The organism is Ruegeria sp. N4, from assembly GCF_056531425.1.
Window position 1 is genome coordinate 21,204 of the sequence record NZ_JBQFLT010000007.1, and the last position, 19,213, is coordinate 40,416.

Here is a 19,213-nt window from a genome sequence, read left to right on the forward strand (position 1 = left end):
GCCTAAACGCGTATTGCAAAGGCTCGTGACCGAAGGAGGTTGCAATGATCCGCTATGCCTTGATCCTGCCGCTGATGGGGCTGTTTCAATGCCAACAGGACGAAACGGTGGCTGCCTATGGCGCAGACGGTCAGACCTGGAAGTTGCAAGAGATCGATGGTCAGCCCTATTCCGCCAACGCTCTGCTACAGTTCCCGGAAGAGGGGCGGATCGCAGGACAGGCCCCCTGCAACAGCTATCAGGGCAGCCTGAACGCGCCATACCCGTGGTTCGAGGTTCAGGACCTGAGCGCCACACGCGCCGCCTGCCCCGAGCTTGAGCAGGAAGGCATGTACTTTGCCGCCCTGCTGACCATGACCCAATCCGAAGTGTCCGGCGATGTTCTGATCCTGCGCAACGACGACGGGCACGAGATGGTGTTCACAGCCGCCGAGTAAGCTGATCCACAAACCTTGCCCGCGCTTCGGGCAATGGTGTGTGCCCCAAGGCCGGGGCCACGCGATGGTGCAAGAAATACCCTGTCGTTTTCAAGGCATCGACGATTTCGGTATCCGGTGCGGCCCCCTCGCCGCGCAGGCAAGGCGGCAGCGGCAACAACCGGTCGGCCCAATCACCCGCCCCTGCCGCGCTAACCGCCCGCCCGGTCTTGGGCGAGACAAAGACCAACCCCTCGGAGGATCCGGTCACAGCACAGGTGGTCAGGTCCAGCCCAAACCCCAACTCCTCAAGCAATGCCACTTCCCAACGCAGATAAGCAAGCGGCCAGATGTCGTCCTGCCCAAGAAGGTCCATAAGCTGTTCTGTCTGCTTGTAGATAGCGGGATGCGGCTCGCGTTCAGGCAGGCAGAAGGAAAGCAGCGCGACCACCGCATTCAGACCCGCCAAGGCCAGCCGCCCCGAAAACGCCGCCGCCGCGCGGGATCGCAGCGGCTCGACCTGAAATGTGCCGATATGCTCTTCCAACCGGGCCCGCCACAGCACGTCCAACTGCGCGCCCGGCTGCAGGATCGGGGCGATCTTGCGGCTGGTACCACCGCGCACCACCCCGGCGTGGCGTCCGTGGGCTTCGGTAAAGACCTCGACAATCGCGGCGGTTTCACCGTGGCGGCGAGAGGTAAGAAGTATGCCGTGATCGCGCCAGTCCACGTTTGGCCTCGTTAGGTCATCAGATATGTGCGCAGGAAATCTCAACGCTGTTACAGGTTCAAGATAGAAACGGATCAGGGTGGTTTTACAGGCCTCCAAAAACACGTTGCGTGAAACCTGTTAACGCAGTAATGTTCCCTTATTATTCCCTTTATGTTCTCAACGTTAGGATTCAGCAGATGTCCCTGAACTACGTCATGATCGGCTCAAACGATGTCGAAAAAGCCCGCAGCTATTACGACGCGGTTGTGCCCAAAATCGGCGGCAAGGTCATCGCGGAATATATGCCACACGCGGTCTGCTATGAACTGCGGGGCGGTGGGTCCATGTGGGTCGCGACGCCATTTGACAAAGAGGTGGCGACAGTCGGAAACGGAAACATGGTTGGTCTGCTGTGCGAAAGCAAAGCGGAAGTGGGCGAGGCGCATGCGGCGGCTCTTGCCAATGGGGGATCAAACGAAGGTGATCCGGGTGACCGGCCTCAGTATGGTCCTAACTTCTATGCCGGTTACGCGCGCGACCCGGACGGGAATAAGATGAGCTTTGTCTATTTTGGCGATGCAAGCTGAACGCGCGCCTCAGAAGGTCATACCCGCGTGGATCAGAATGCCGATCACCATCAGAAGGTTCAGCACCATCGAAATCCCGTTGCCCACATAGATGGGCAGTTTGCCGACGACCAACCCATAGGCAAACCACAGAAACGACAGCGCAGCATAAAGGGACCAGGACAGCAGAGATTGGCCGGTCGCGTGCTGCGAGTGGGTGAAATAGAGCTTGATCAACTGCGGAAGCGTGGCAAAAGGACCCACGACTCCGATGAAAACCATGAACCCCTCGAACCGCTGCATCCAGTGACCGAGCTCGGATTTTTCCAGTTTCTCCGCAAGCGTTTCAGCCAAGCAAACACCTCATTGTCTTGCGATATTCCTAAGTCAGGCCAGTTTCGCCGACCACATCCTGCATCAAAATAGTCGCTTTGAGCGGCGCGTCAAAGACCCATCCGGACGGGGTTACTCCAACCCCTCTTCCCCGAGCAAATGCCGTCCCTGCCGATCTTCGACCTCGATTACCCAAAGGTCGGGATCAAAGCGACATTGGCGCTGGATGGCGTCGTCAACGTCGCTTTCGGGACCAGAGGAGAGTTCAATCCACTTCCGCTCACCGCTCATCAGGTCAAAGCTGCGCTGGAACGCGACGGCTTGACCGTCCAGCGTGTTTAGTTTGACCAGTACTGCCCCGGCGGTGTTGTCCCCATGGGCGACGACAAAGGCCGGAATTTCCTGAAAGCGCAGCCGTGCCAGATAGGCGTGGACCCAGAACTCGGCTGTCAGGCGGGTCATGCGTTGCCGTCTTTGAAATCCAGACCCATTTCCGAGTAGCGCTCGGATTCCTCAAGCCAATTGGGTCGGACTTTGACCTGCAGGAACAGGTGGATTTTGCGGTCGAGGAACTCTTCCAGTTCCGCCCGTGCGGCCTGACTGACGGCCTTGATGGTCTCGCCACGTTTGCCCAGAACAATCCCTTTGTGACCGTCGCGCATGACGTAGATGATCTGATCGATCTTGGCCGAGCCGTCCTTGCGCTCTTCCCAGTTCTCGGTCTCGACGGTCAATTGATAGGGCAGTTCCTGATGCAGGCGTAGGGTCAGCTTCTCGCGCGTCATCTCGGCGGCGATCATGCGCAGGGGCAGATCGGCGATCTGATCTTCGGGATACAGCCACGGGCCTTCGGGCAGTTCCGAGGCGAGCCACCTGCGCAGGTCGTCAACCCCGTGACCCTTTTCAGCGGAAATCATGAAGGTTTCGGCAAACGGATAACGCCCGTTCAGGTCGCTGGTCAGCGCCAGCAGCTTCTCGGATGGCACCTTGTCGATCTTGTTGATCGCCAGCGCAACAGTGCGGCCCTGTCCGATCTCTTCCAGCCCCTCTAGGATACGCTCGACCCCTTCGGTGATCCCACGATGGGCCTCGACCATCAACACAACGACATCGGCATCCGCGGCCCCGCCCCACGCAGCGGCGACCATGGCGCGGTCCAGACGGCGGCGGGGTTTGAACAGGCCCGGCGTGTCGACAAAGACCAGTTGCGCGTCGCCCTCCATCACCACGCCGCGAATGCGCGCGCGGGTGGTCTGCACCTTATGCGTCACGATCGAAACCTTGGCCCCGACCATGCGATTCAGGAGGGTGGATTTGCCTGCGTTGGGCTCTCCGATCAGGGCGATAAATCCGGCACGTGTGGTCATGTCTCTGGCGATCCTGTTTGCAAGTGCGCACCCCTATAGCAGAATGGCGACGCGGGCCAGAGGGATTTGTCGCATTGCGGCCATGCGTTTGCGGTGACACCTTCGGATCACGCCGCGCCAGATCCAGCCAGGCATCCTCATTTTCAAAGAGGCAAGACATGAAACGTCGTGAGTTTCTAATCGGCAGCGCAGCCGCTACAGGCGCGGTGGGTCTGGGTGGTTTCGGGCGCGCGTCAGGTGCTGAGGAACTGGTTATTCAACCGGCCAGTTTTACCCTGCGCGATCAGGCCACAACCGGCATGGTCAGCGTGTCACCCGATGCGCCGCCCCCGGTGCTATATGGCAAACAGGGTGAGGTGATGCGGCTGCCTGTGCGCAACACGCTGCCCGATTACACCGCGATGCACTGGCACGGGTTGCGTATCCCGAACGGGATGGACGGGGTGCCTTATCTGACCCAGATGCCGATTGGGCCGGATGAAGTGTTTGAGTATGAATTCACCCCACCGGATGCGGGCACATACTGGTACCACCCGCATTGCATGACGATGGAGCAGATGGCCCATGGTCTGACCGGCGTCATGGTAATTGCCGAGGCGGAAGGCCCGGGTTTTGACAGCGAACAGGTGATCAATCTGCGGGACTTTCGGCTGGATGATGACGATCAGTTTCTGCCGGCTTATACCGCGCGCGGGGCGGCCCGCGCCGGGACGTTCGGAAATGTGCCGACGGCGAACTGGCTGACGGAACCTGTCTACGATCACGTGGCGGGCGGGCTGGTGCGGTTGCGGGTTCTCAATTCCGATACCACCCGCATTTACAAGCTGCACCTGACCGGGGCCGAAGCGCGGATCATTGCCTGGGACGGACATCCGGTTGAGGTCGACCTGCCGATGCCCAGTGCCGAGGAACCCTTGTTGGTTGGTCCGGGTCAGAGGGTCGATTTTGCCGTTTCGATGCCGGATGGTGAGGGGCAGATTGTTGATCTGATGGCAAAACTGCCGGGAAACCCGCCACGCCCCATGGCCAGACTGCGCGCCATCGGCAGATCGGTTGCGCGGGATTTGCGGGACTTGCGCCCCCTGCCCGCCAATCCGCTTGCCAAACCAGATCTGACGCGGGCTGAAGTGCATGAGTTCGTCTTTGGCTGGACGCCCGAGGGTGGGACGCCGAATAACGGGTTCTGCGGATCACTGGGTTACAATTTCTGGTCGATCAACCGAACGCCGTGGTCGGGCGACGCGGCGCAGGATGTGGGGCCTCTGGCCACTTTGGAGTTGGGCAAAAGCTATGTTCTGCGGCTGCGCAATGAATCACCCAATCTGCATCCGATCCACCTGCACGGGCTGGCCTTTGTGCCACTCACGTCGAACCAGCGCAAATTACCGCCTCTGATGACGGACACGATGTTGTTGCTGAAGGATGAGGTGGTCGAGATCGCGCTGGTTGCGGACAATCCCGGCGACTGGGCGTTTCATTGCCATGTGATCGAGCATCAGAAAACCGGGCTGACCGGGTTTATCCGGGTTGTTTGAGGGTCGAATTGGCTGCGCCAATCCGACCGGAAGGAGGCCAGCCCCCTCGCCCGGATTTCATCCGGGCTCACCCCCGAGATATTTTTGGCCAGATGAAGAGCGGATCCGGGTTTGGCCGTTATTTCGGCAGGTCGTTGAGCAGAGCTTTGGCCGCGGCTTGTTCAGCTTGACGTTTGGATCCGGCAGTTGCTTGGGCCTCGGTCCCGTCCTGCAGGCGGGCGGCGATGGTGAAGACCGGGGCGTGATCGGGGCCGCTGCGTTTGATTTCGACATAGGATGGGGGCTTTTGACCCCGTGCCTGAGCCCATTCCTGAAGCGAGGTTTTGGCGTCGCGGGCGTCGGCCTCGACCGTGTGGATACGATCCCCCCAAAGCGCGAGGATCACATCGCGTGCGGCTTCGAAACCGGCGTCGCGGTAGATGGCAGCGATCACCGCCTCCATCGCGTCGCCCAGAAGGGCCTGTTTGCGACGACCACCTGACAGCATTTCGGATCGACCCAGTTTCAGGACCGCGCCCAAATCGATCTGACGGGCGACATCGGCACAGGCCTCTTTGCGGACCAGCGCGTTGAAGCGGGGGGCCAGTTGGCCTTCGGTGGCCTTCTTGTCGGCCTCAAGCAGCGCCGTTGCCATCACAAGACCCAAAACCCGGTCACCGAGGAATTCGAGCCGTTGGTTATCCGGTCGCGTGGCCGAGGAGACCGAGCCATGGGTCAGCGCGCGCAACAGCAGTTCGGGGTTGGTGAATTCGTACCCCAAACGCTGCTGGAACGCCTTTATCTCGGCCGATAGCTTCAATTGACCGCCTTGAAGAAGCGATCGCCGCGCCATGTCCAGAAGAACAGCATGGACCGCCCTGCGGACGAGAACATGATCCGGTCGGCGCGACCGATCAGGTTTTCGTAAGGCACATAACCGACACCACCAGCGGATTGCGGAAGGCGGCTGTCGCTGGAATTGTCGCGGTTGTCACCCATGAAGAAATAGTGACCCTCGGGCACCGTATAGATGCCGGTATTGTCAGACCCCTGATTGCCGATATTCAGAACGTCGTAGGATACGCCGTTGGGCAGAGTTTCAATCAACCGGGTTTTTTCACAAGTGCCGCCGATCCCGACAGGGCCGTTTTCGCAGCGCGGGCGCAGGCGTTGCGGGCCCTGCGGTTCGGCGATTTCGGTGAACACGCCATCGGGCTGCTGCGGAATGGGGGTACCGTTCAGGATGATCTGCCCCTGACGCACCTGGATACGGTCGCCCGGCAGGCCGATCAGACGTTTGATATAGTCACGACCCGTGACCGGGTGGCGGAAGACGATGACATCGCCACGGTCTGGTTCGCCCGCCCAGATGCGGCTGTTGTCGTCGCCTTGCATCCAGCCACAGAGATCTTCGGCGTCAATGTTCAGACCGACGCTGGGAATGATCAGGCTGGGACAGGACGCGTAGGAATAGCCATAAGCCATTTTGTTGACGAACAGGAAATCCCCGATCAGAAGGGTCTGCTTCATCGAGCCGGACGGAATCCAGAAGGGCTGAAAGAACAGGGTGCGAAAGACGCCCGCAATCAGCAGGGCATAGACGATGGTTTTGATCGTTTCCCACACGGCGTTACCTGATTTGGCTTCCTCGGCCATACTGCTCTCCGGTCTTTTGGATTGTTGGGTGCTACATGCGGGTCGGTTGGGGGTGAGTCAAGGCTGCGTCCGGGTCTGTGACGGCACGTGCCTCGATCACCACAAAGGCTTGGGCCCAAGGGTGATCATCCGTCAGGGTGACATGGATGATGGCCTCGTGCCCTTCGGGGGTCATTTCCTTGAGGCGCTCGGCCGCCCAGCCGGTCACGTGCATCACGGGCTGGCCGGTTTTGAGATTGGTGACGGCCATATCCTTCCACGCGATCCCCATGCGCAATCCGGTGCCCAACGCCTTGGAGCATGCCTCTTTCGCGGCCCAGCGTTTGGCGTAGGTTCCGGCGGTGTCATGGCGGCGCTCGGCCTTGCGCTGTTCGATCTCGGTGAAGACGCGGTTGCGGAACCGGTCACCGAAGCGGTCGAGCGTGCCCTGAATGCGGTCGATATTCGCGAGGTCTGTGCCGATGCCGAGGATCATGACAACCGTACCGTCAAAATCTTGTAACTCGCCACCCCGAAGAACCCGGCAAAGGCCAGATCAAACCAGCGGCGGGCGCGGCGGTAGGTGCGGACCATACGCTCGGACGAGAACAGGAAGGCGTAGCCGATGAAGATCAGCAGAGAGCCCGCGTAGAGCATAGCGAAATAACCCAACAGCATCGCAAGGCTGGCGTCGTTCGGCGCAACAATTGCGTAGATCGATCCCCAGCTGAGGATCGCCTTCGGGTTCGTCAGGTGGATGGCCGCGCCTTTTGCAAAGATCGTCGGCAGAGATCCTGTGACCGGATTGCCCAGTGCCACCTCGTCGGAAGTCATTGCCCGGCGCAGGGCCTTGAGGGCCAGCCAGCCCAGATAGGCAACGCCGATATAACGGATCACTTCAAACGCCCAGACATTGGCCAGCATGATTGCCGACAGGCCCAGCGCGGCGGCAATGCCCCAGGCGGCAGAGCCCGCGCAGATGCCCATCGCAAAGACCAGACCGACGCGGCGGCCTTCGTTCATGGCGGTTCCGGCGATGCCCATGGTCGCCGGGCCCGGAGAGCCTCCGGCCATCAGCCAGGCCAACCAGATGGCTATGAAGCCAGGCGTGATCACGCCCGCGCCTCGTCCATCAGGCGGCGCATTTCGGTAATGGCAGGGGACAGGCCCAGAAAGATCGACTCGCCGATCAGGAAATGGCCGATATTCAACTCGCGCACCTCGGGGAAGGCCGCGACCGGTTGTACCGTGTCGTAGGTCAGGCCATGGCCCGCGTGAACCTCAAGGCTCAGCGAATGGGCGAAGGTGGACATCTGGCGCAGGGCCTCCAGCTCGCGGGCGGCGTCTTCCATGCGACCTTCGGCATGGGCATCGCAATAGGCGCCGGTGTGCAGTTCGATCACCTCGGCCCCGATGCGGTGGGCAGCCTCGATCTGGCGCTGGTCAGCGGCGATGAAGATCGAGACACGGCAGCCGACATCGCGAAGAGGGGCGATGAAATGGGCCAGCTTGTTTTCCTCGCGCGCGACTTCAAGCCCGCCTTCGGTGGTGCGTTCCTCGCGCTTTTCGGGGACGATGCAAACGGCATGAGGTTTGTGACGCAGGGCGATTTTCTGCATTTCATCCGTCGCGGCCATCTCGAAGTTCAAAGGCACCGACAGAACCTCCATCAGCCCGTCGATATCGGCGTCCGAGATATGGCGGCGGTCTTCGCGCAAATGGGCAGTGATGCCATCGGCCCCGGCCTCTTCGGCCAGTTTGGCGGCGCGCAGCGGGTCGGGATAGGCCCCGCCACGCGCGTTGCGCACGGTGGCCACGTGGTCGATATTTACGCCCAGACGCAAGTGGTTGTCAGACATCACGCGATTCCTTTTTCACGGTTTGACCCGAACCTAGAGCCTTTTGCACGGAAACGTCAGGCTTTGCTTCGGCCAGACGTTTGATTTCTTCAAACTTCGCCTTGATTTTGGCGCGTCGGCGATTCTGATAGCTGCGGATCAGGGGCAGGCTCAGATAGCCACAGATCAGCCCAGCCAGAATGCCGGGCAGGACACCACCGATCATGTAGGGATAGAAAACCTCGCGGTAGAAAACGCTCAGACCGTGCCAGTCGGCAATGCGGTCGGTGAACATCGCGAGGAAATTGTTCTTGAGGTCCCCCATCGCGTCGGCAAATTTGCCCATCAGGCCGCGGGTTTCGCTTTTTTCGAATTCGGTGCCCAGCAGGAAATGCCCCGTGTGCAGGCAGATCACACCGATTGGAACATAGGTCAGCGGGTTGCCGAAGAACGTGCCGCTTAGGGCGGCCAGTATGTTGCCGTTGATCAGCCGGGCACCAATGGCGGCTACGACGAAATGCAGGCCGTAAAACGGGGTGAAGGCTGCAAAAACGCCTGCTGCAATGCCACGCGCAATACGTTCAGGCGAGTCCGGCAGGCGACGGACGCGGTGTTTGACATAGTGAAACGCGCGTGTCCAACCGCCACGCGGATAGACAAATTCCGATGCGATCTGGACAGGCGAGCGTCGATCTCGGCGCTTGAAAACCACTCCTGATCACCCCTTCTCAGCCGGCCGAAACGGGTGTTTTGGCCCGGTCCCGGTATCGCTCGACAGCGGCAACGTCGCTTTCAGCCTCAAGCGTCAGCATCAGGGAATGCAACTGTTCCAGATCGCGCAGTTCCACATTGATCAGCAGGCGGTAAAAATCCGGTTTCCGGTCAACGAATTCCAGGTTCGAGATATTGGCCTTTTTCTCGCCGATCAATGTGCAAATGCGCCCCAACACACCGGCGTCATTGCCGATGGTCAGATCCAGCGTTGCGCCATAAACGGCAGGGTGCGTGCCGGAATGCCAGTGCAGATCGACCCAGCGTTCGGGCTCATTTTCAAACTCGCCCAGACGGTCGCAATCAATGGCGTGCACGACAACGCCCTTGCCGCGATAGGTGATCCCGACGATGCGCTCACCGGGCAGAGGCTGGCAGCAGGGCGCGCGGTCGAACTTCTGCCCCGGTTCCAGGCCGATCACCGCGCGGCGCAGCGGGATGGCGTCACCTTCGTCCTTGGTCAGTTCGGGGTAAACCGCCTCGACCACGTCATGGGCGGTCAGTTCGGCGCTGCCCAGACGGGCCAGCAATTCGTGGCGATCCTTCAGGCGCAGGTGTTTGGCGGCGGTGTCCAACGCTTTGTCGGTTGCCTTGCGCCCCACATGTTCAAAGCCCGAACGCGCCAGTTCCTTGCCCAGCTTGATGAATCGCTCGCGGTCGACTTCGCGCAGGGCACGCCGGATGGCCGTGCGGGCCTTGCCGGTGACAGCGATCTCAAGCCATGTGACCTGCGGCGTCTGACCATCGGCGGTGATGATGTCCACCGATTGACCGTTCTTGAGACGGGTCCACAACGGCACGCGGATGCCATCGACCTTGGCCCCCACGCAGGCATGGCCAATGCGGGTGTGGATTGCATAGGCAAAATCGATCGGCGTCGCCCCACGCGGCAGCTTCACCACGTCGCCCTTGGGCGTAAAGCAGAACACCTGATCGGAGTACATCTCAAGCTTCACAGCCTCGAGGAAGTCCTCGTGATCCTCCTCATTATCGAACTGCTCGGTCAGGTTGGAAATCCACTTGGCCGGGTCAACGGCAAACGGGTTTTCCGTGCGCACCCCATCGCGATAGGACCAATGCGCCGCAACGCCGGTTTCGGCCACATCATGCATCTGACGGGTGCGGATCTGCACCTCGACCCGTTTGCCATCGCGGCCCGACACCGTGGTGTGGATCGAGCGGTAGCCGTTTGATTTCGGCTGACTGATGTAATCCTTGAACCGCCCCGGCACCGCGCGCCAGCGCTGGTGAATTGCGCCGAGGGTGCGATAGCAATCCTCTTCGCTGGGCGTGATGATGCGGAACCCGTAGATGTCGGACAGGCGGGAAAAGCCCTGATCCTTTTCCTGCATCTTGCGCCAGATCGAATAGGGTTTCTTGGCGCGGCCAAACACCTCGGCCTCGATCCCGGCCTTGTCCAGCTCGTGCCGCATGTCGCCGGTGATGCGGTGGATCACATCTCCGGTTTCCCGTTGCAGCGTGATGAAGCGGCGGATGATCGATTGACGGCCTTCAGGGTTCAGGACACGAAAGGCGAGGTCTTCCAACTCCTCACGCATCCATTGCATCCCCATCCGGCCCGCAAGGGGTGCGTAGATATCCATTGTCTCGCGCGCCTTGATCACCTGCTTTTCCGGGCGCATCGCCTTGATCGTGCGCATGTTGTGCAGACGGTCTGCCAGCTTGACCAGAATGACCCGCAGGTCCTTGGACATGGCCATAAACAGTTTGCGGAAGTTTTCCGCCTGCTTGGTTTCCCGGCTGGACAGTTGCAGGTTGGTCAGCTTGGTGACACCATCGACAAGCTCGGCAACCTCATTCCCGAACAGATCGGCCACCTTGCCATAGCTGGCCTTTGTGTCCTCGATCGTGTCGTGCAGCAGGGCCGTGATGATGGTCGCATCATCCAAACGCTGTTCGGTCAGAATAGCGGCAACGGCAACGGGATGGGTGAAATAGGGCTCGCCCGAGTGGCGGAACTGCCCCTCGTGCATCTGCATACCGAACTCATAGGCCCGGGCGATGCGATCAGCATTAGTCTTGGGGTTGTAGTTGCGGACCAGCGCAATCAGGTCGTCAGCAGAGATCATCCGGTCCGCACCTTCGTGTAGCTTGGGGCTTAGCCCTGGCCTTGAGCCTCCATCAGAGCGCGCAGAAGCTTCTCTTCGGACATATCGTCATCCGCAGGCTTGTCGGATTCCGCACCCATCAGCAGCGCCATCTGATCTTCTTCCGGCTCGTCCACCTCGATCTGGGTCTGGTTGGCCTCGATCAGACGCTCGCGCAGTTCGTCCGCGCTTTGGGTCTCATCGGCGATCTCGCGCAGGGAAACGACGGGGTTTTTGTCGTTGTCACGATCCACAGTGATCGGACCGCCGGCAGAAATCTCGCGCGCCCGGTGGGCCGCCAGCATCACCAGTTCGAACCGGTTTGGAACCTTGTCAACGCAATCTTCAACCGTCACGCGGGCCATGGGGCGCTCTCCGTTACTGAATCCATGTCAGGAAGAGGCTTATCTAAGACCGATTGCCCGCCTTGACAAGCACGAAATGCCGCAAAAGCAGGGATCACAGGGGCGTGACGGCCAGAACATCCCCGGCAGGCAAAGCTGCAACCATCTGTGTGACTGTCTGCTGCAACACCGGGTGGCACCAATCCGGCGCAATATCCGCCACTGGCACCAGCACAAATGCCCTGTCCTGTAGGCGGGGATGGGGCAGAATCAACTGATCCGGCGCCGCCTTCCGTTGTTCATCCGGGGCCAGATCCAGCCAATGCGCATAGGTGGCCTTGTCAGGCAGAACCCTATCCGCATAGCACACCAGATCCAGATCAAGCGTCCGCATTCCCCATCGCTGTATCCGCTCGCGCCCAAACTCATGCTCGACCGCATGCAGCACGTCCAAAAGCTCTGGCGGCGAAAGGTCAGTGTCGATCGCCGCCGCCGCATTCACGTAATCCGGCCCCGCCCCTGCCGGGAAACAGGGGGTCGCAAAAAACCGGCTGACAGCGCGAATCACCACCCCATGACGTGAAAGCGCGTCAAGGGCTTGACGAAGTGTCAATTCGGGCCCTGATTCTCTCAAATTGAGATTTGCCCCTAGGGCAACTATCGCATTTGGCGGGGAATCGCTCATGTATCCTCCTGAATTCGGGGCACTGCATACTTGCGATGATCGGTAAAAGCCCTAATTATAGGCATATCACAGCGCGACATTTTTACACCCACACTCACATCACTCAACGCGCTGCATTATACCGGAAGGGACTATTTATGTTTTATAAGGACGAACGGCTAGCGCTGTTCATCGACGGCTCAAATCTTTATGCCGCCGCCAAAGCACTCGGGTTCGACATCGACTACAAACTTCTGCGGCAGGAATTCATGCGCCGTGGCAAGTTGCTTCGGGCCTTTTACTACACAGCGCTACTTGAAAATGACGAGTATTCACCGATCCGCCCATTGGTGGACTGGCTGCATTACAATGGCTTCACCATGGTCACGAAACCGGCCAAGGAATACACCGACAGCATGGGGCGTCGGAAAGTCAAAGGAAACATGGATATCGAACTGACTGTCGATGCCATGGAGCTTGCACCACGGGTCGATCATATCGTGCTGTTCTCGGGCGATGGGGATTTCCGCCCGCTGATCGCCAGCCTGCAGCGTCAGGGCGTGCGCGTTTCGGTTGTCTCGACCATCCGCAGCCAGCCGCCGATGATCTCGGACGAGCTGCGCCGCCAGGCGGACAACTTCATCGAACTGGAAGATCTGCGGGACGTCATCGGCCGCCCTCCGCGCGAGATGCCCGCTGAACCGCGCAGCGTCGCGGTTGCCTCGGGCGGCTGATCTTTCGGCCCGACATCGATGGAAAAATTTGCGCGGTCAGGATTCACCACCCTGGCCGCGCTTCCTTAACTATGGATTGGTTCTGAAACATCGTCTGGCTAGCACCGATTCATGTCAGATCAATGACGCTGTCCTGTCTGGACCAAGGCCGGGAAAAGACTTACCTGTGCAGTAAGGAGACAGCGACATGACCAAGCCGCCACTGACACTGTATCTGGCCGCCCCGCGCGGCTTTTGCGCAGGCGTAGACCGTGCCATCAAAATCGTCGAGATGGCGCTGCAGAAATGGGGCGCACCCGTCTATGTGCGCCATGAAATCGTGCACAACAAATTCGTTGTCGACGGACTGCGCGAAAAAGGCGCTGTTTTTGTCAGCGAACTGGACGAATGCCCCGATGACCGCCCGGTGATCTTTTCCGCGCATGGCGTACCGAAATCGGTACCAGCCGAGGCGTCTCAGCGCGAAATGATCTATGTCGACGCGACCTGCCCGCTGGTTTCGAAAGTGCATATCGAGGCGCAGCGCCACTATGAGGCCGGGTTGCAGATGATCATGATCGGGCACAAGGGGCACCCCGAAACTGTCGGCACCATGGGGCAACTGCCTGAAGGCGAGGTGCTGCTTGTCGAAACGGTCGAGGACGTGGCCGAGGTTCAGGTACGCACACCGGACAAGCTGGCCTTTGTCACCCAAACCACCCTGTCGGTTGACGACACCAAGGACATCATCGCCGCGCTTCAGGCAAGGTTCCCTTCTATCGTCGGCCCCCACAAGGAAGACATCTGTTACGCCACCACCAATCGGCAAGAGGCCGTCAAGGCCGTCGCCCCAAAAGCAGACGCTTTGCTGGTGGTCGGCGCGCCGAACTCGTCAAACTCACGCCGATTGGTCGAGGTCGCATCGCGCGCCGGATGCACCTATGCGCAGCTGGTGCAACGCGCGCCAGACATTGATTGGCGCGCGCTAGAGGGGATCAAAAGCGTCGCGATCACGGCCGGGGCCTCGGCCCCCGAAGTGCTGGTGAACGAGGTTATCGATGCGTTTCGCGAGCACTACGATGTGACAGTTGAACTGGCCGAAACCGCCAAGGAAAACGTCGAGTTCAAAGTCCCCCGTGTTCTGAGGCAACCCGCGTGAACGGCGTACCCAAGTCGGCACTCTATTTGGGTCTGGCGGGCCTGATCCCGTTTGTCTGGGGCGCATTGACCTATCTGAACGCGGACCTGCAAGCCTGGGGCACGCGCGAGATCGGGCCACGTTTTGTTGGCCCCTACGTTCAGTTGTTCTATGGCTCAGTGATCCTCAGCTTCATGTCGGGCGTGCTGTGGGGCTTTGCCACTAAGACCTCGGGCAGCAAGGCGACGGTGGGCTACACGCTGTCCGTCCTTCCGGCGCTTTGGGCGTTTTTCATGACCGGAGGCGGCCCGGTGACCGCCGGCACCAATCTGATGACCGGCTTTGCCGGGCTTTTGGTGCTGGACGCGCTGTTCTGGTACTGGGGTCTGGCCCCGAACTGGTGGATGCGGCTGCGTATTCTGCTGACCGTCATCGTGCTTATGTGTCTTGCCGTTGGAGTTTACCTATGAGCGACCGCGACACCATTTCCGTCTATGACGCGCAGGCCGAGCGCTATGCCGAGCTGACGGATGACGACAATACGGGCGACCCACAATTGACGCGATTTATTCAGGCCGTGCCCGAAGGCGGCAGAGTTCTGGATCTGGGCTGCGGGCCCGGAACGTCCGCCGCGCTGATGGCGCAAGCCGGGTTGCAGGTTGACGCGACGGATGCGTCCGCCGAAATGGTCAAGCTGGCCTCGGCCCATCCCGGTGTCTCGGCACGCCATGCCAGTTTTGACGGGCTAGAGGCTGACGGGATTTACGATGGCATCTGGGCCAATTTCAGCCTGCTGCACGCCACGCGCGCAGCCTTCCCCACGCATCTCAACGCCATTCACCGCGCTTTGAAACCCGGTGGTGCGTTCTTCATCGCCATGAAACAGGGGGAAGGCGAAGGCCCCGACCGGTTGGGGCGCTATTACAGTTACTACTCCGAGGACGAATTGAAGACCTATCTGAAAGACGCAGGGTTCACCATCACCGAACAAAGGCTTGGCAGCGGCACCGGGCTGGACGGTTCGGTCTCTGACTTCATTTCGCTGGCCGCGCATGCCTGATCTGTTTGCCTATACGGATGGCGCCTGTTCCGGCAACCCCGGACCGGGCGGCTGGGGCGTGCTGCTGCGCGCGATGGATGGGGAAACCGTTCTGAAAGAACGCGAATTGAAAGGTGGTGAGGCCGAGACCACCAACAACCGGATGGAATTGCTGGCCGCGATCAGCGCGCTTGAAACGCTCGAGCGGCCCTCGACCATCACCATCGTCACCGACAGCGCCTATGTGAAAAACGGTGTGACCGGGTGGATTTTCGGGTGGAAGCGGAACGGGTGGAAAACCTCGAACAAAAAGCCCGTCAAGAATGTGGACCTGTGGCAGAGGCTGGATACCGCGCAAGACCGGCATGACGTGACGTGGGAATGGGTCAAAGGTCATGCGGGCCACCCGGAAAACGAAAAAGCCGATGAGCTTGCCCGTGCAGGCATGGCCCCGTTCAAACCCAAAAAGGCACAGGCGTGAGCGGTCTTGCGCTGCTCGACTATGCCTCGGTTCTGATTTTTGCCCTGACCGGTGCGTTGGTGGCCAGTCGCGCACAGCTTGATCTGGTGGGTTTTGCCTTCATCGCCTGTCTGACTGCCGTGGGCGGCGGCACCGTGCGCGACTTGCTGCTGGATCGGCATCCGGTCTTCTGGGTCGGCCAGCCCGATTACATCCTGATCGCGGTTGCAGCGGCGGTGCTGGTGTTTTTCACCGCGCATCTGGTTGAAAGCAGATACAACTGGCTGGTCTGGCTGGACAGTTTCGCCCTGTCCATTGCCGTTGCGGCGGGCACCGGTGCGGCCCTGTCGCTGGGACAGTCCGGTACCATTGTTGTATTGATGGGCGTGACCACGGGATGTCTGGGCGGATTGATGCGGGATGTGGTCTGCAATGAGGTTCCGTTGGTCCTGAAACAGGGGCAGCTCTATGTGTCCTGCGCCTTTGCGGGGGCTTTGACTGCCGTATTGGCGACAAAGCTGGGATTGGATGGCCTTCTGACGCTGGGCCTGTGCGCCTTGGTCTGCTGGGCGCTGCGGGCTGGCTCGCTGCTGTTCGGCTGGCAATTGCCCGTCTATAAGGCCCGCCCACCCCGCCAATAGCGCCAAGATGGACGGCTCGCCCCTGCGCTGCTACCAAGTGCAAAACCATTCGGAGCGCGGATTCAGATGAAAGCAATGTCGGTTCTGGCGGGATTGTCCCTGTTGGCGGCCTGCGGCGAGTCCTACACGCCAGTAAGTTTCGTCGCCCAAGGCGATCAGATCATCGCCACGGGCACGATCGATCACACCACATTGGATGCGTTCGAAGATGCAATCGAACAGAACCCGCAGGCCTCGACCCTTGTTCTGCAGTACATCGAAGGTTCGGTGGACGATGACGCCAATGTCGTCTTCAGCCGCGTTGTCCATGACGAAGGATTCAACACGGTTGTCCCCTCGGGCGGTCTGGTCGCATCAGGCGGCACCGATCTGTTTCTGGCTGGCCATAAACGCACCTTGCACCCCGGCGCCTGCGTCGGCGTTCACAGTTGGAGCGGGTCGGGAATTGTCGCAACCGAGTTGCCCGAGGATGACCCGGAACACGACCGCTATCTGGACTATTTTCAGGACATTGGCGTGGATGACGAGTTTTACTGGTTCACGCTAGAAGCCGCCCCTGCGGACCAGATGCACTGGATGACCGCTGCCGAGACCGACCGGTTCGACATGACCACGCGCGCAGCACCCCGGCTGGGCTCAGCCTCTGTCTGCGACGAGCGATAGGTTCAGCGCGTCAACAACCTTGCACCGATCTCCTTAACGAATTTCGCGGCCACCATCGCGGTCATGCCATAGGGGTCGCGGTGGGGGTTCAATTCGACGATATCAGCGCCGACCAATTGACCCTCGAACCGGTGGATCAAGTCGATCACCTCGCGTGTGCTCAGCCCGCCGGGTTCGTGGTGGGACACGCCGGGCGCAAAGGCCGGGTCCAGCGCGTCCAGATCCAGCGACAGGTAAACCGGCCCATCGAAAGACAGGTGTAAGTCCGCGCGCCAGTTGCGCATGTCGATAACTTCGACGCCGAACTTGTCGGCCTGTTCGCGTTGATGCGCGTTCATGGTGCGAATGCCGACCTGCACCAGACGGTTGATCTGACAGCTTTCCATCACCCGCGCAAAGGGGCAGCCATGACCCAGCGGACCGATATCCTGCGTGTCATAGAGGTCGGGATGCGCGTCGATATGCAGGATGTTCAGCCCCTCATACCGCTCGGCATGGGCCTTGATCAAAGGGAACGCGACCGAGTGATCGCCGCCCAGCGACAACAACCGCGCCCCGGTTGAAATGCGCTGCGCGGCCCCGGCTTCGATCCGGTTGATGGGCTCCTGCCCGCGCATCTCGAACACGTCCAGATCGCCGGTATCCCTGAAACGTTCGGTTGCGCCAAGGTCGGTGCCACCCTCGGCCGTCAGATTGGCGGCACCCGAATGCAGCGCCTCGCGAATGCGTCCGGGTGCGAAGGCCGGACCTTGCAGAAAGGAAGAGTGCAGGTCCAGCGGAACGCCCATCAGGGCGACGTCACCGGGGTTCAGATCATAGGACATGGGCCACCTGTCATCAGATTTTCTGTGATCTGGCGGGTGATGCCGAGAAAGGTCAAGGCCTAACGGCGGCGGATGACCTGCCACAGCCAGATCACCAGCAAAGCCCCCAGCACCGCGCCGACAAAACCTGACAACCACCCCATCATCGTCGCTAAAGCGCGCAGCAGGAAACCCCCGACCAGAGCGCCCACGATACCGATCAGCATTGTCGTGGGGATATCAGCCTCGATCCGCATCAGGCGGGTGGCCAGAAAACCCGCAGCCGCACCGATGACGATCAGAGCGATGACGGGCATGTCATCTCCTCCAATGGGTCGGCACGATGATCAGCGCGCCGATTGAGGACAAAACCGCATTCAGCCCCGGTGGGCCAAAGCTGATACCGAACATGATGCGCACGAAATAGAACAGGAAAGCCCCACCGACGCAGATGATGATCGATTGAAGATAGCCGTTATGGGTAAAGCCGGTTTTCTCGGACAGGTATCCGACGATCCCGGCGATCACGACTGTACCCATTAGGACCATGAACATTCAGTGTTACTCCGATGTCAGCCGTGTGCCGATTGGGATCGGCCAGCCGCGCAGAAAGGTTTCCCGATCCTGCGCACCTTTACCAGCCCTTTGCAAGCGCAGCAGCTCGACCGCGCCCTGCCCGCAGGCCACATGCAGATCACCGTTCAGCACCTGCCCCGGCTGGCCCTGCCCGTCTGCCCGGCGCGAGGCCAGCAATTTGATTCGCTCGCCCTCCATTTCGGTCCAGGCCCCGGGGAATGGCGACAAGCCACGAATCTGGCGGTCGATCTCTTCGGCCGAGCGCGACCAGTCGATCCGCGCCTCGGCCTTGTCGATCTTTGAGGCATAGGTCACGCCGTCCTCTGGCTGCGGCTCGGGCGTCAGATCGGACAGGCGGCTCAGCCCCTTAGCGATCAGATCCGCACCCATAACTGACAGGCGGTCGTGCAGCTGGGCTGTCGTTTCCTCAGACTGAATCGGCGTCACTTGCCGCAGCAGGACCGGGCCGGTGTCCAGCCCGGCCTCCATCTGCATGATACAGACCCCGGTTTCCGCATCCCCTGCCATGATCGCACGATGGATCGGAGCCGCGCCGCGCCAACGCGGCAACAGGCTGGCATGGATGTTCAAACAGCCCTGCGCGGGCGCATCCAGAATGGCTTGTGGCAGGATCAGCCCATAAGCGACGACAACCGCCACATCGGCGTTCAATGCGGCAAAGGCGGCCTGTTCCTCGGGTGATTTCAGCGATACCGGATGGCGGACCATCAGGCCCAGCGCCTCGGCCCGGGCATGAACCGGGGTTGGTCGATCCTTCTTACCGCGACCCGCCGGGCGCGGCGGTTGGCAGTAGACAGCGGCGATCTCATGCCCGGCATCGACCAGCGCATCCAGAACCGGGACCGAGAAATCGGGCGTACCCATGAAAATGACGCGCATGATCGGCTCCAG

At 60.5% G+C, this 19,213-nt stretch carries 27 protein-coding genes; 10 read left to right on the forward strand and 17 right to left on the reverse strand.

The window, feature by feature from the left end:
- Positions 1–44 precede the first annotated feature (44 nt).
- Entirely contained in the window at positions 45–437 is a 393-nt protein-coding gene (locus ACR0LW_RS12105; protein WP_170454635.1) for an META domain-containing protein, read from the forward strand.
- Here ACR0LW_RS12105 and recO read toward each other — a convergent pair.
- A complete protein-coding gene (gene recO, locus ACR0LW_RS12110) occupies positions 421–1,146 on the reverse strand; it encodes a DNA repair protein RecO (protein ID WP_480882790.1) in 726 nt (241 codons plus the stop codon). The genes ACR0LW_RS12105 and recO overlap by 17 nt on opposite strands.
- Positions 1,147–1,325: 179 nt before the next feature.
- Here recO and ACR0LW_RS12115 point away from each other — a divergent pair, with 179 nt between their 5' ends.
- Positions 1,326–1,715, forward strand: coding sequence for a VOC family protein (locus ACR0LW_RS12115; RefSeq protein ID WP_480882791.1), 390 nt, complete (start codon positions 1,326–1,328; stop codon positions 1,713–1,715).
- A gap of 9 nt (positions 1,716–1,724) precedes the next feature.
- Here the strand turns inward: ACR0LW_RS12115 and ACR0LW_RS12120 are convergent, their stop codons facing one another.
- The 3 genes from ACR0LW_RS12120 to era form a co-directional block, all read right to left on the reverse strand.
- Complete coding sequence (locus tag ACR0LW_RS12120; protein WP_170454640.1) at positions 1,725–2,048, reverse strand: SemiSWEET transporter; 324 nt, start codon at positions 2,046–2,048, stop codon at positions 1,725–1,727.
- Between the two features lie 111 nt (positions 2,049–2,159).
- On the reverse strand, positions 2,160–2,489 hold the full coding sequence (locus tag ACR0LW_RS12125) for a DUF1491 family protein (protein ID WP_480882792.1): 330 nt from the start codon (positions 2,487–2,489) through the stop codon (positions 2,160–2,162).
- Entirely contained in the window at positions 2,486–3,394 is a 909-nt protein-coding gene (gene era, locus ACR0LW_RS12130) for a GTPase Era (RefSeq protein ID WP_480882793.1), read from the reverse strand. Before era ends, ACR0LW_RS12125 begins: the two co-directional genes overlap by 4 nt.
- A gap of 158 nt (positions 3,395–3,552) precedes the next feature.
- On the opposite strand from era, the gene ACR0LW_RS12135 reads away from it, so the two are divergent.
- Entirely contained in the window at positions 3,553–4,929 is a 1,377-nt protein-coding gene (locus ACR0LW_RS12135; protein WP_480882794.1) for a multicopper oxidase family protein, read from the forward strand.
- A 118-nt stretch (positions 4,930–5,047) separates the two neighbouring features.
- On the opposite strand, the gene rnc is transcribed toward ACR0LW_RS12135, so the two are convergent.
- From rnc to folK, 9 genes are all read right to left on the reverse strand, one after another.
- Positions 5,048–5,728, reverse strand: a complete 681-nt coding sequence (gene rnc / locus ACR0LW_RS12140; protein ID WP_170455037.1) for a ribonuclease III — start codon at positions 5,726–5,728, stop codon at positions 5,048–5,050.
- The gene (gene lepB / locus ACR0LW_RS12145; protein ID WP_480882795.1) at positions 5,725–6,564 is read right to left on the reverse strand and encodes a signal peptidase I; all 840 of its coding nucleotides are present in this window, start codon (positions 6,562–6,564) and stop codon (positions 5,725–5,727) included. Before lepB ends, rnc begins: the two co-directional genes overlap by 4 nt.
- 31 nt (positions 6,565–6,595) lie before the next feature.
- Positions 6,596–7,039: a holo-ACP synthase gene (acpS, locus tag ACR0LW_RS12150; protein ID WP_480882796.1), complete on the reverse strand. Its 444-nt coding sequence runs from the start codon at positions 7,037–7,039 to the stop codon at positions 6,596–6,598.
- Positions 7,036–7,659 (reverse strand): LysE family translocator, encoded by a 624-nt coding sequence (locus ACR0LW_RS12155; protein WP_480882797.1) that lies wholly within the window; start codon positions 7,657–7,659, stop codon positions 7,036–7,038. The genes acpS and ACR0LW_RS12155 overlap by 4 nt, the downstream gene beginning before the upstream one ends.
- Positions 7,656–8,402, reverse strand: a complete 747-nt coding sequence (locus ACR0LW_RS12160) for a pyridoxine 5'-phosphate synthase (protein ID WP_480882798.1) — start codon at positions 8,400–8,402, stop codon at positions 7,656–7,658. The genes ACR0LW_RS12155 and ACR0LW_RS12160 overlap by 4 nt, the downstream gene beginning before the upstream one ends.
- Positions 8,395–9,093 carry a DUF2062 domain-containing protein gene (locus tag ACR0LW_RS12165; protein ID WP_480882799.1) on the reverse strand — a complete coding sequence of 233 codons (699 nt, stop codon included), beginning with the start codon at positions 9,091–9,093 and terminating at the stop codon, positions 8,395–8,397. The genes ACR0LW_RS12160 and ACR0LW_RS12165 overlap by 8 nt, the downstream gene beginning before the upstream one ends.
- A 16-nt stretch (positions 9,094–9,109) precedes the next feature.
- Entirely contained in the window at positions 9,110–11,242 is a 2,133-nt protein-coding gene (locus ACR0LW_RS12170; protein WP_170454659.1) for a RelA/SpoT family protein, read from the reverse strand.
- 29 nt (positions 11,243–11,271) lie between these two features.
- A complete protein-coding gene (gene rpoZ / locus ACR0LW_RS12175) occupies positions 11,272–11,625 on the reverse strand; it encodes a DNA-directed RNA polymerase subunit omega (RefSeq protein WP_010437681.1) in 354 nt (117 codons plus the stop codon).
- A 94-nt stretch (positions 11,626–11,719) separates the two neighbouring features.
- Positions 11,720–12,289, reverse strand: a complete 570-nt coding sequence (folK, locus tag ACR0LW_RS12180; protein WP_480882800.1) for a 2-amino-4-hydroxy-6-hydroxymethyldihydropteridine diphosphokinase — start codon at positions 12,287–12,289, stop codon at positions 11,720–11,722.
- Between the two features lie 137 nt (positions 12,290–12,426).
- Here folK and ACR0LW_RS12185 point away from each other — a divergent pair, with 137 nt between their 5' ends.
- The 7 genes from ACR0LW_RS12185 (at position 12,427) to ACR0LW_RS12215 (ending at position 16,922) form a co-directional block, all read left to right on the forward strand.
- A complete protein-coding gene (locus ACR0LW_RS12185; protein ID WP_170520280.1) occupies positions 12,427–13,002 on the forward strand; it encodes a LabA-like NYN domain-containing protein in 576 nt (191 codons plus the stop codon).
- A gap of 187 nt (positions 13,003–13,189) precedes the next feature.
- On the forward strand, positions 13,190–14,140 hold the full coding sequence (gene ispH / locus ACR0LW_RS12190) for a 4-hydroxy-3-methylbut-2-enyl diphosphate reductase (protein WP_170633857.1): 951 nt from the start codon (positions 13,190–13,192) through the stop codon (positions 14,138–14,140).
- Entirely contained in the window at positions 14,137–14,589 is a 453-nt protein-coding gene (locus ACR0LW_RS12195) for a DUF3429 domain-containing protein (RefSeq protein WP_170737654.1), read from the forward strand. The genes ispH and ACR0LW_RS12195 overlap by 4 nt, the downstream gene beginning before the upstream one ends.
- The gene (locus tag ACR0LW_RS12200; RefSeq protein WP_480882801.1) at positions 14,586–15,179 is read left to right on the forward strand and encodes a class I SAM-dependent DNA methyltransferase; all 594 of its coding nucleotides are present in this window, start codon (positions 14,586–14,588) and stop codon (positions 15,177–15,179) included. Before ACR0LW_RS12195 ends, ACR0LW_RS12200 begins: the two co-directional genes overlap by 4 nt.
- Positions 15,172–15,639: a ribonuclease HI gene (rnhA, locus tag ACR0LW_RS12205; RefSeq protein WP_170454671.1), complete on the forward strand. Its 468-nt coding sequence runs from the start codon at positions 15,172–15,174 to the stop codon at positions 15,637–15,639. The genes ACR0LW_RS12200 and rnhA overlap by 8 nt, the downstream gene beginning before the upstream one ends.
- On the forward strand, positions 15,636–16,259 hold the full coding sequence (locus ACR0LW_RS12210) for a trimeric intracellular cation channel family protein (protein WP_170633864.1): 624 nt from the start codon (positions 15,636–15,638) through the stop codon (positions 16,257–16,259). The genes rnhA and ACR0LW_RS12210 overlap by 4 nt, the downstream gene beginning before the upstream one ends.
- Before the next feature lie 66 nt (positions 16,260–16,325).
- Positions 16,326–16,922: a COG3904 family protein gene (locus ACR0LW_RS12215; RefSeq protein ID WP_480882802.1), complete on the forward strand. Its 597-nt coding sequence runs from the start codon at positions 16,326–16,328 to the stop codon at positions 16,920–16,922.
- A 2-nt stretch (positions 16,923–16,924) separates the two neighbouring features.
- Here ACR0LW_RS12215 and speB read toward each other — a convergent pair whose 3' ends face one another.
- From speB to fmt, 4 genes are read right to left on the reverse strand one after another with little or no spacing between them, the layout of a single operon-like run.
- Positions 16,925–17,746 carry an agmatinase gene (speB, locus tag ACR0LW_RS12220; RefSeq protein WP_170520262.1) on the reverse strand — a complete coding sequence of 274 codons (822 nt, stop codon included), beginning with the start codon at positions 17,744–17,746 and terminating at the stop codon, positions 16,925–16,927.
- A 59-nt stretch (positions 17,747–17,805) separates the two neighbouring features.
- On the reverse strand, positions 17,806–18,042 hold the full coding sequence (locus ACR0LW_RS12225; RefSeq protein WP_170454679.1) for a GlsB/YeaQ/YmgE family stress response membrane protein: 237 nt from the start codon (positions 18,040–18,042) through the stop codon (positions 17,806–17,808).
- Position 18,043: 1 nt separating this feature from the next.
- Positions 18,044–18,280 (reverse strand): hypothetical protein, encoded by a 237-nt coding sequence (locus ACR0LW_RS12230; RefSeq protein WP_170454681.1) that lies wholly within the window; start codon positions 18,278–18,280, stop codon positions 18,044–18,046.
- Positions 18,281–18,286: 6 nt separating this feature from the next.
- Positions 18,287–19,201 carry a methionyl-tRNA formyltransferase gene (fmt, locus tag ACR0LW_RS12235; RefSeq protein ID WP_480882803.1) on the reverse strand — a complete coding sequence of 305 codons (915 nt, stop codon included), beginning with the start codon at positions 19,199–19,201 and terminating at the stop codon, positions 18,287–18,289.
- Positions 19,202–19,213: the final 12 nt, after the last annotated feature.

What these genes read in the sequence shown, in the direction of transcription:
- ACR0LW_RS12105 (WP_170454635.1), top strand. Translation starts at nt 45, where the DNA reads ATGATCCGCTATGCCTTGATCCTGCCGCTGATGGGGCTGTTTCAATGC.
- ACR0LW_RS12115 (WP_480882791.1), top strand. Translation starts at nt 1,326, where the DNA reads ATGTCCCTGAACTACGTCATGATCGGCTCAAACGATGTCGAAAAAGCC.
- ACR0LW_RS12125 (WP_480882792.1), bottom strand. Translation starts at nt 2,489, where the DNA reads ATGACCCGCCTGACAGCCGAGTTCTGGGTCCACGCCTATCTGGCACGG.
- era (WP_480882793.1), bottom strand. Translation starts at nt 3,394, where the DNA reads ATGACCACACGTGCCGGATTTATCGCCCTGATCGGAGAGCCCAACGCA.
- ACR0LW_RS12135 (WP_480882794.1), top strand. Translation starts at nt 3,553, where the DNA reads ATGAAACGTCGTGAGTTTCTAATCGGCAGCGCAGCCGCTACAGGCGCG.
- lepB (WP_480882795.1), bottom strand. Translation starts at nt 6,564, where the DNA reads ATGGCCGAGGAAGCCAAATCAGGTAACGCCGTGTGGGAAACGATCAAA.
- acpS (WP_480882796.1), bottom strand. Translation starts at nt 7,039, where the DNA reads ATGATCCTCGGCATCGGCACAGACCTCGCGAATATCGACCGCATTCAG.
- ACR0LW_RS12160 (WP_480882798.1), bottom strand. Translation starts at nt 8,402, where the DNA reads ATGTCTGACAACCACTTGCGTCTGGGCGTAAATATCGACCACGTGGCC.
- ACR0LW_RS12170 (WP_170454659.1), bottom strand. Translation starts at nt 11,242, where the DNA reads ATGATCTCTGCTGACGACCTGATTGCGCTGGTCCGCAACTACAACCCC.
- rpoZ (WP_010437681.1), bottom strand. Translation starts at nt 11,625, where the DNA reads ATGGCCCGCGTGACGGTTGAAGATTGCGTTGACAAGGTTCCAAACCGG.
- folK (WP_480882800.1), bottom strand. Translation starts at nt 12,289, where the DNA reads ATGAGCGATTCCCCGCCAAATGCGATAGTTGCCCTAGGGGCAAATCTC.
- ACR0LW_RS12185 (WP_170520280.1), top strand. Translation starts at nt 12,427, where the DNA reads ATGTTTTATAAGGACGAACGGCTAGCGCTGTTCATCGACGGCTCAAAT.
- ispH (WP_170633857.1), top strand. Translation starts at nt 13,190, where the DNA reads ATGACCAAGCCGCCACTGACACTGTATCTGGCCGCCCCGCGCGGCTTT.
- ACR0LW_RS12200 (WP_480882801.1), top strand. Translation starts at nt 14,586, where the DNA reads ATGAGCGACCGCGACACCATTTCCGTCTATGACGCGCAGGCCGAGCGC.
- rnhA (WP_170454671.1), top strand. Translation starts at nt 15,172, where the DNA reads ATGCCTGATCTGTTTGCCTATACGGATGGCGCCTGTTCCGGCAACCCC.
- ACR0LW_RS12215 (WP_480882802.1), top strand. Translation starts at nt 16,326, where the DNA reads ATGAAAGCAATGTCGGTTCTGGCGGGATTGTCCCTGTTGGCGGCCTGC.
- speB (WP_170520262.1), bottom strand. Translation starts at nt 17,746, where the DNA reads ATGTCCTATGATCTGAACCCCGGTGACGTCGCCCTGATGGGCGTTCCG.
- ACR0LW_RS12225 (WP_170454679.1), bottom strand. Translation starts at nt 18,042, where the DNA reads ATGCCCGTCATCGCTCTGATCGTCATCGGTGCGGCTGCGGGTTTTCTG.
- ACR0LW_RS12230 (WP_170454681.1), bottom strand. Translation starts at nt 18,280, where the DNA reads ATGTTCATGGTCCTAATGGGTACAGTCGTGATCGCCGGGATCGTCGGA.
- fmt (WP_480882803.1), bottom strand. Translation starts at nt 19,201, where the DNA reads ATGCGCGTCATTTTCATGGGTACGCCCGATTTCTCGGTCCCGGTTCTG.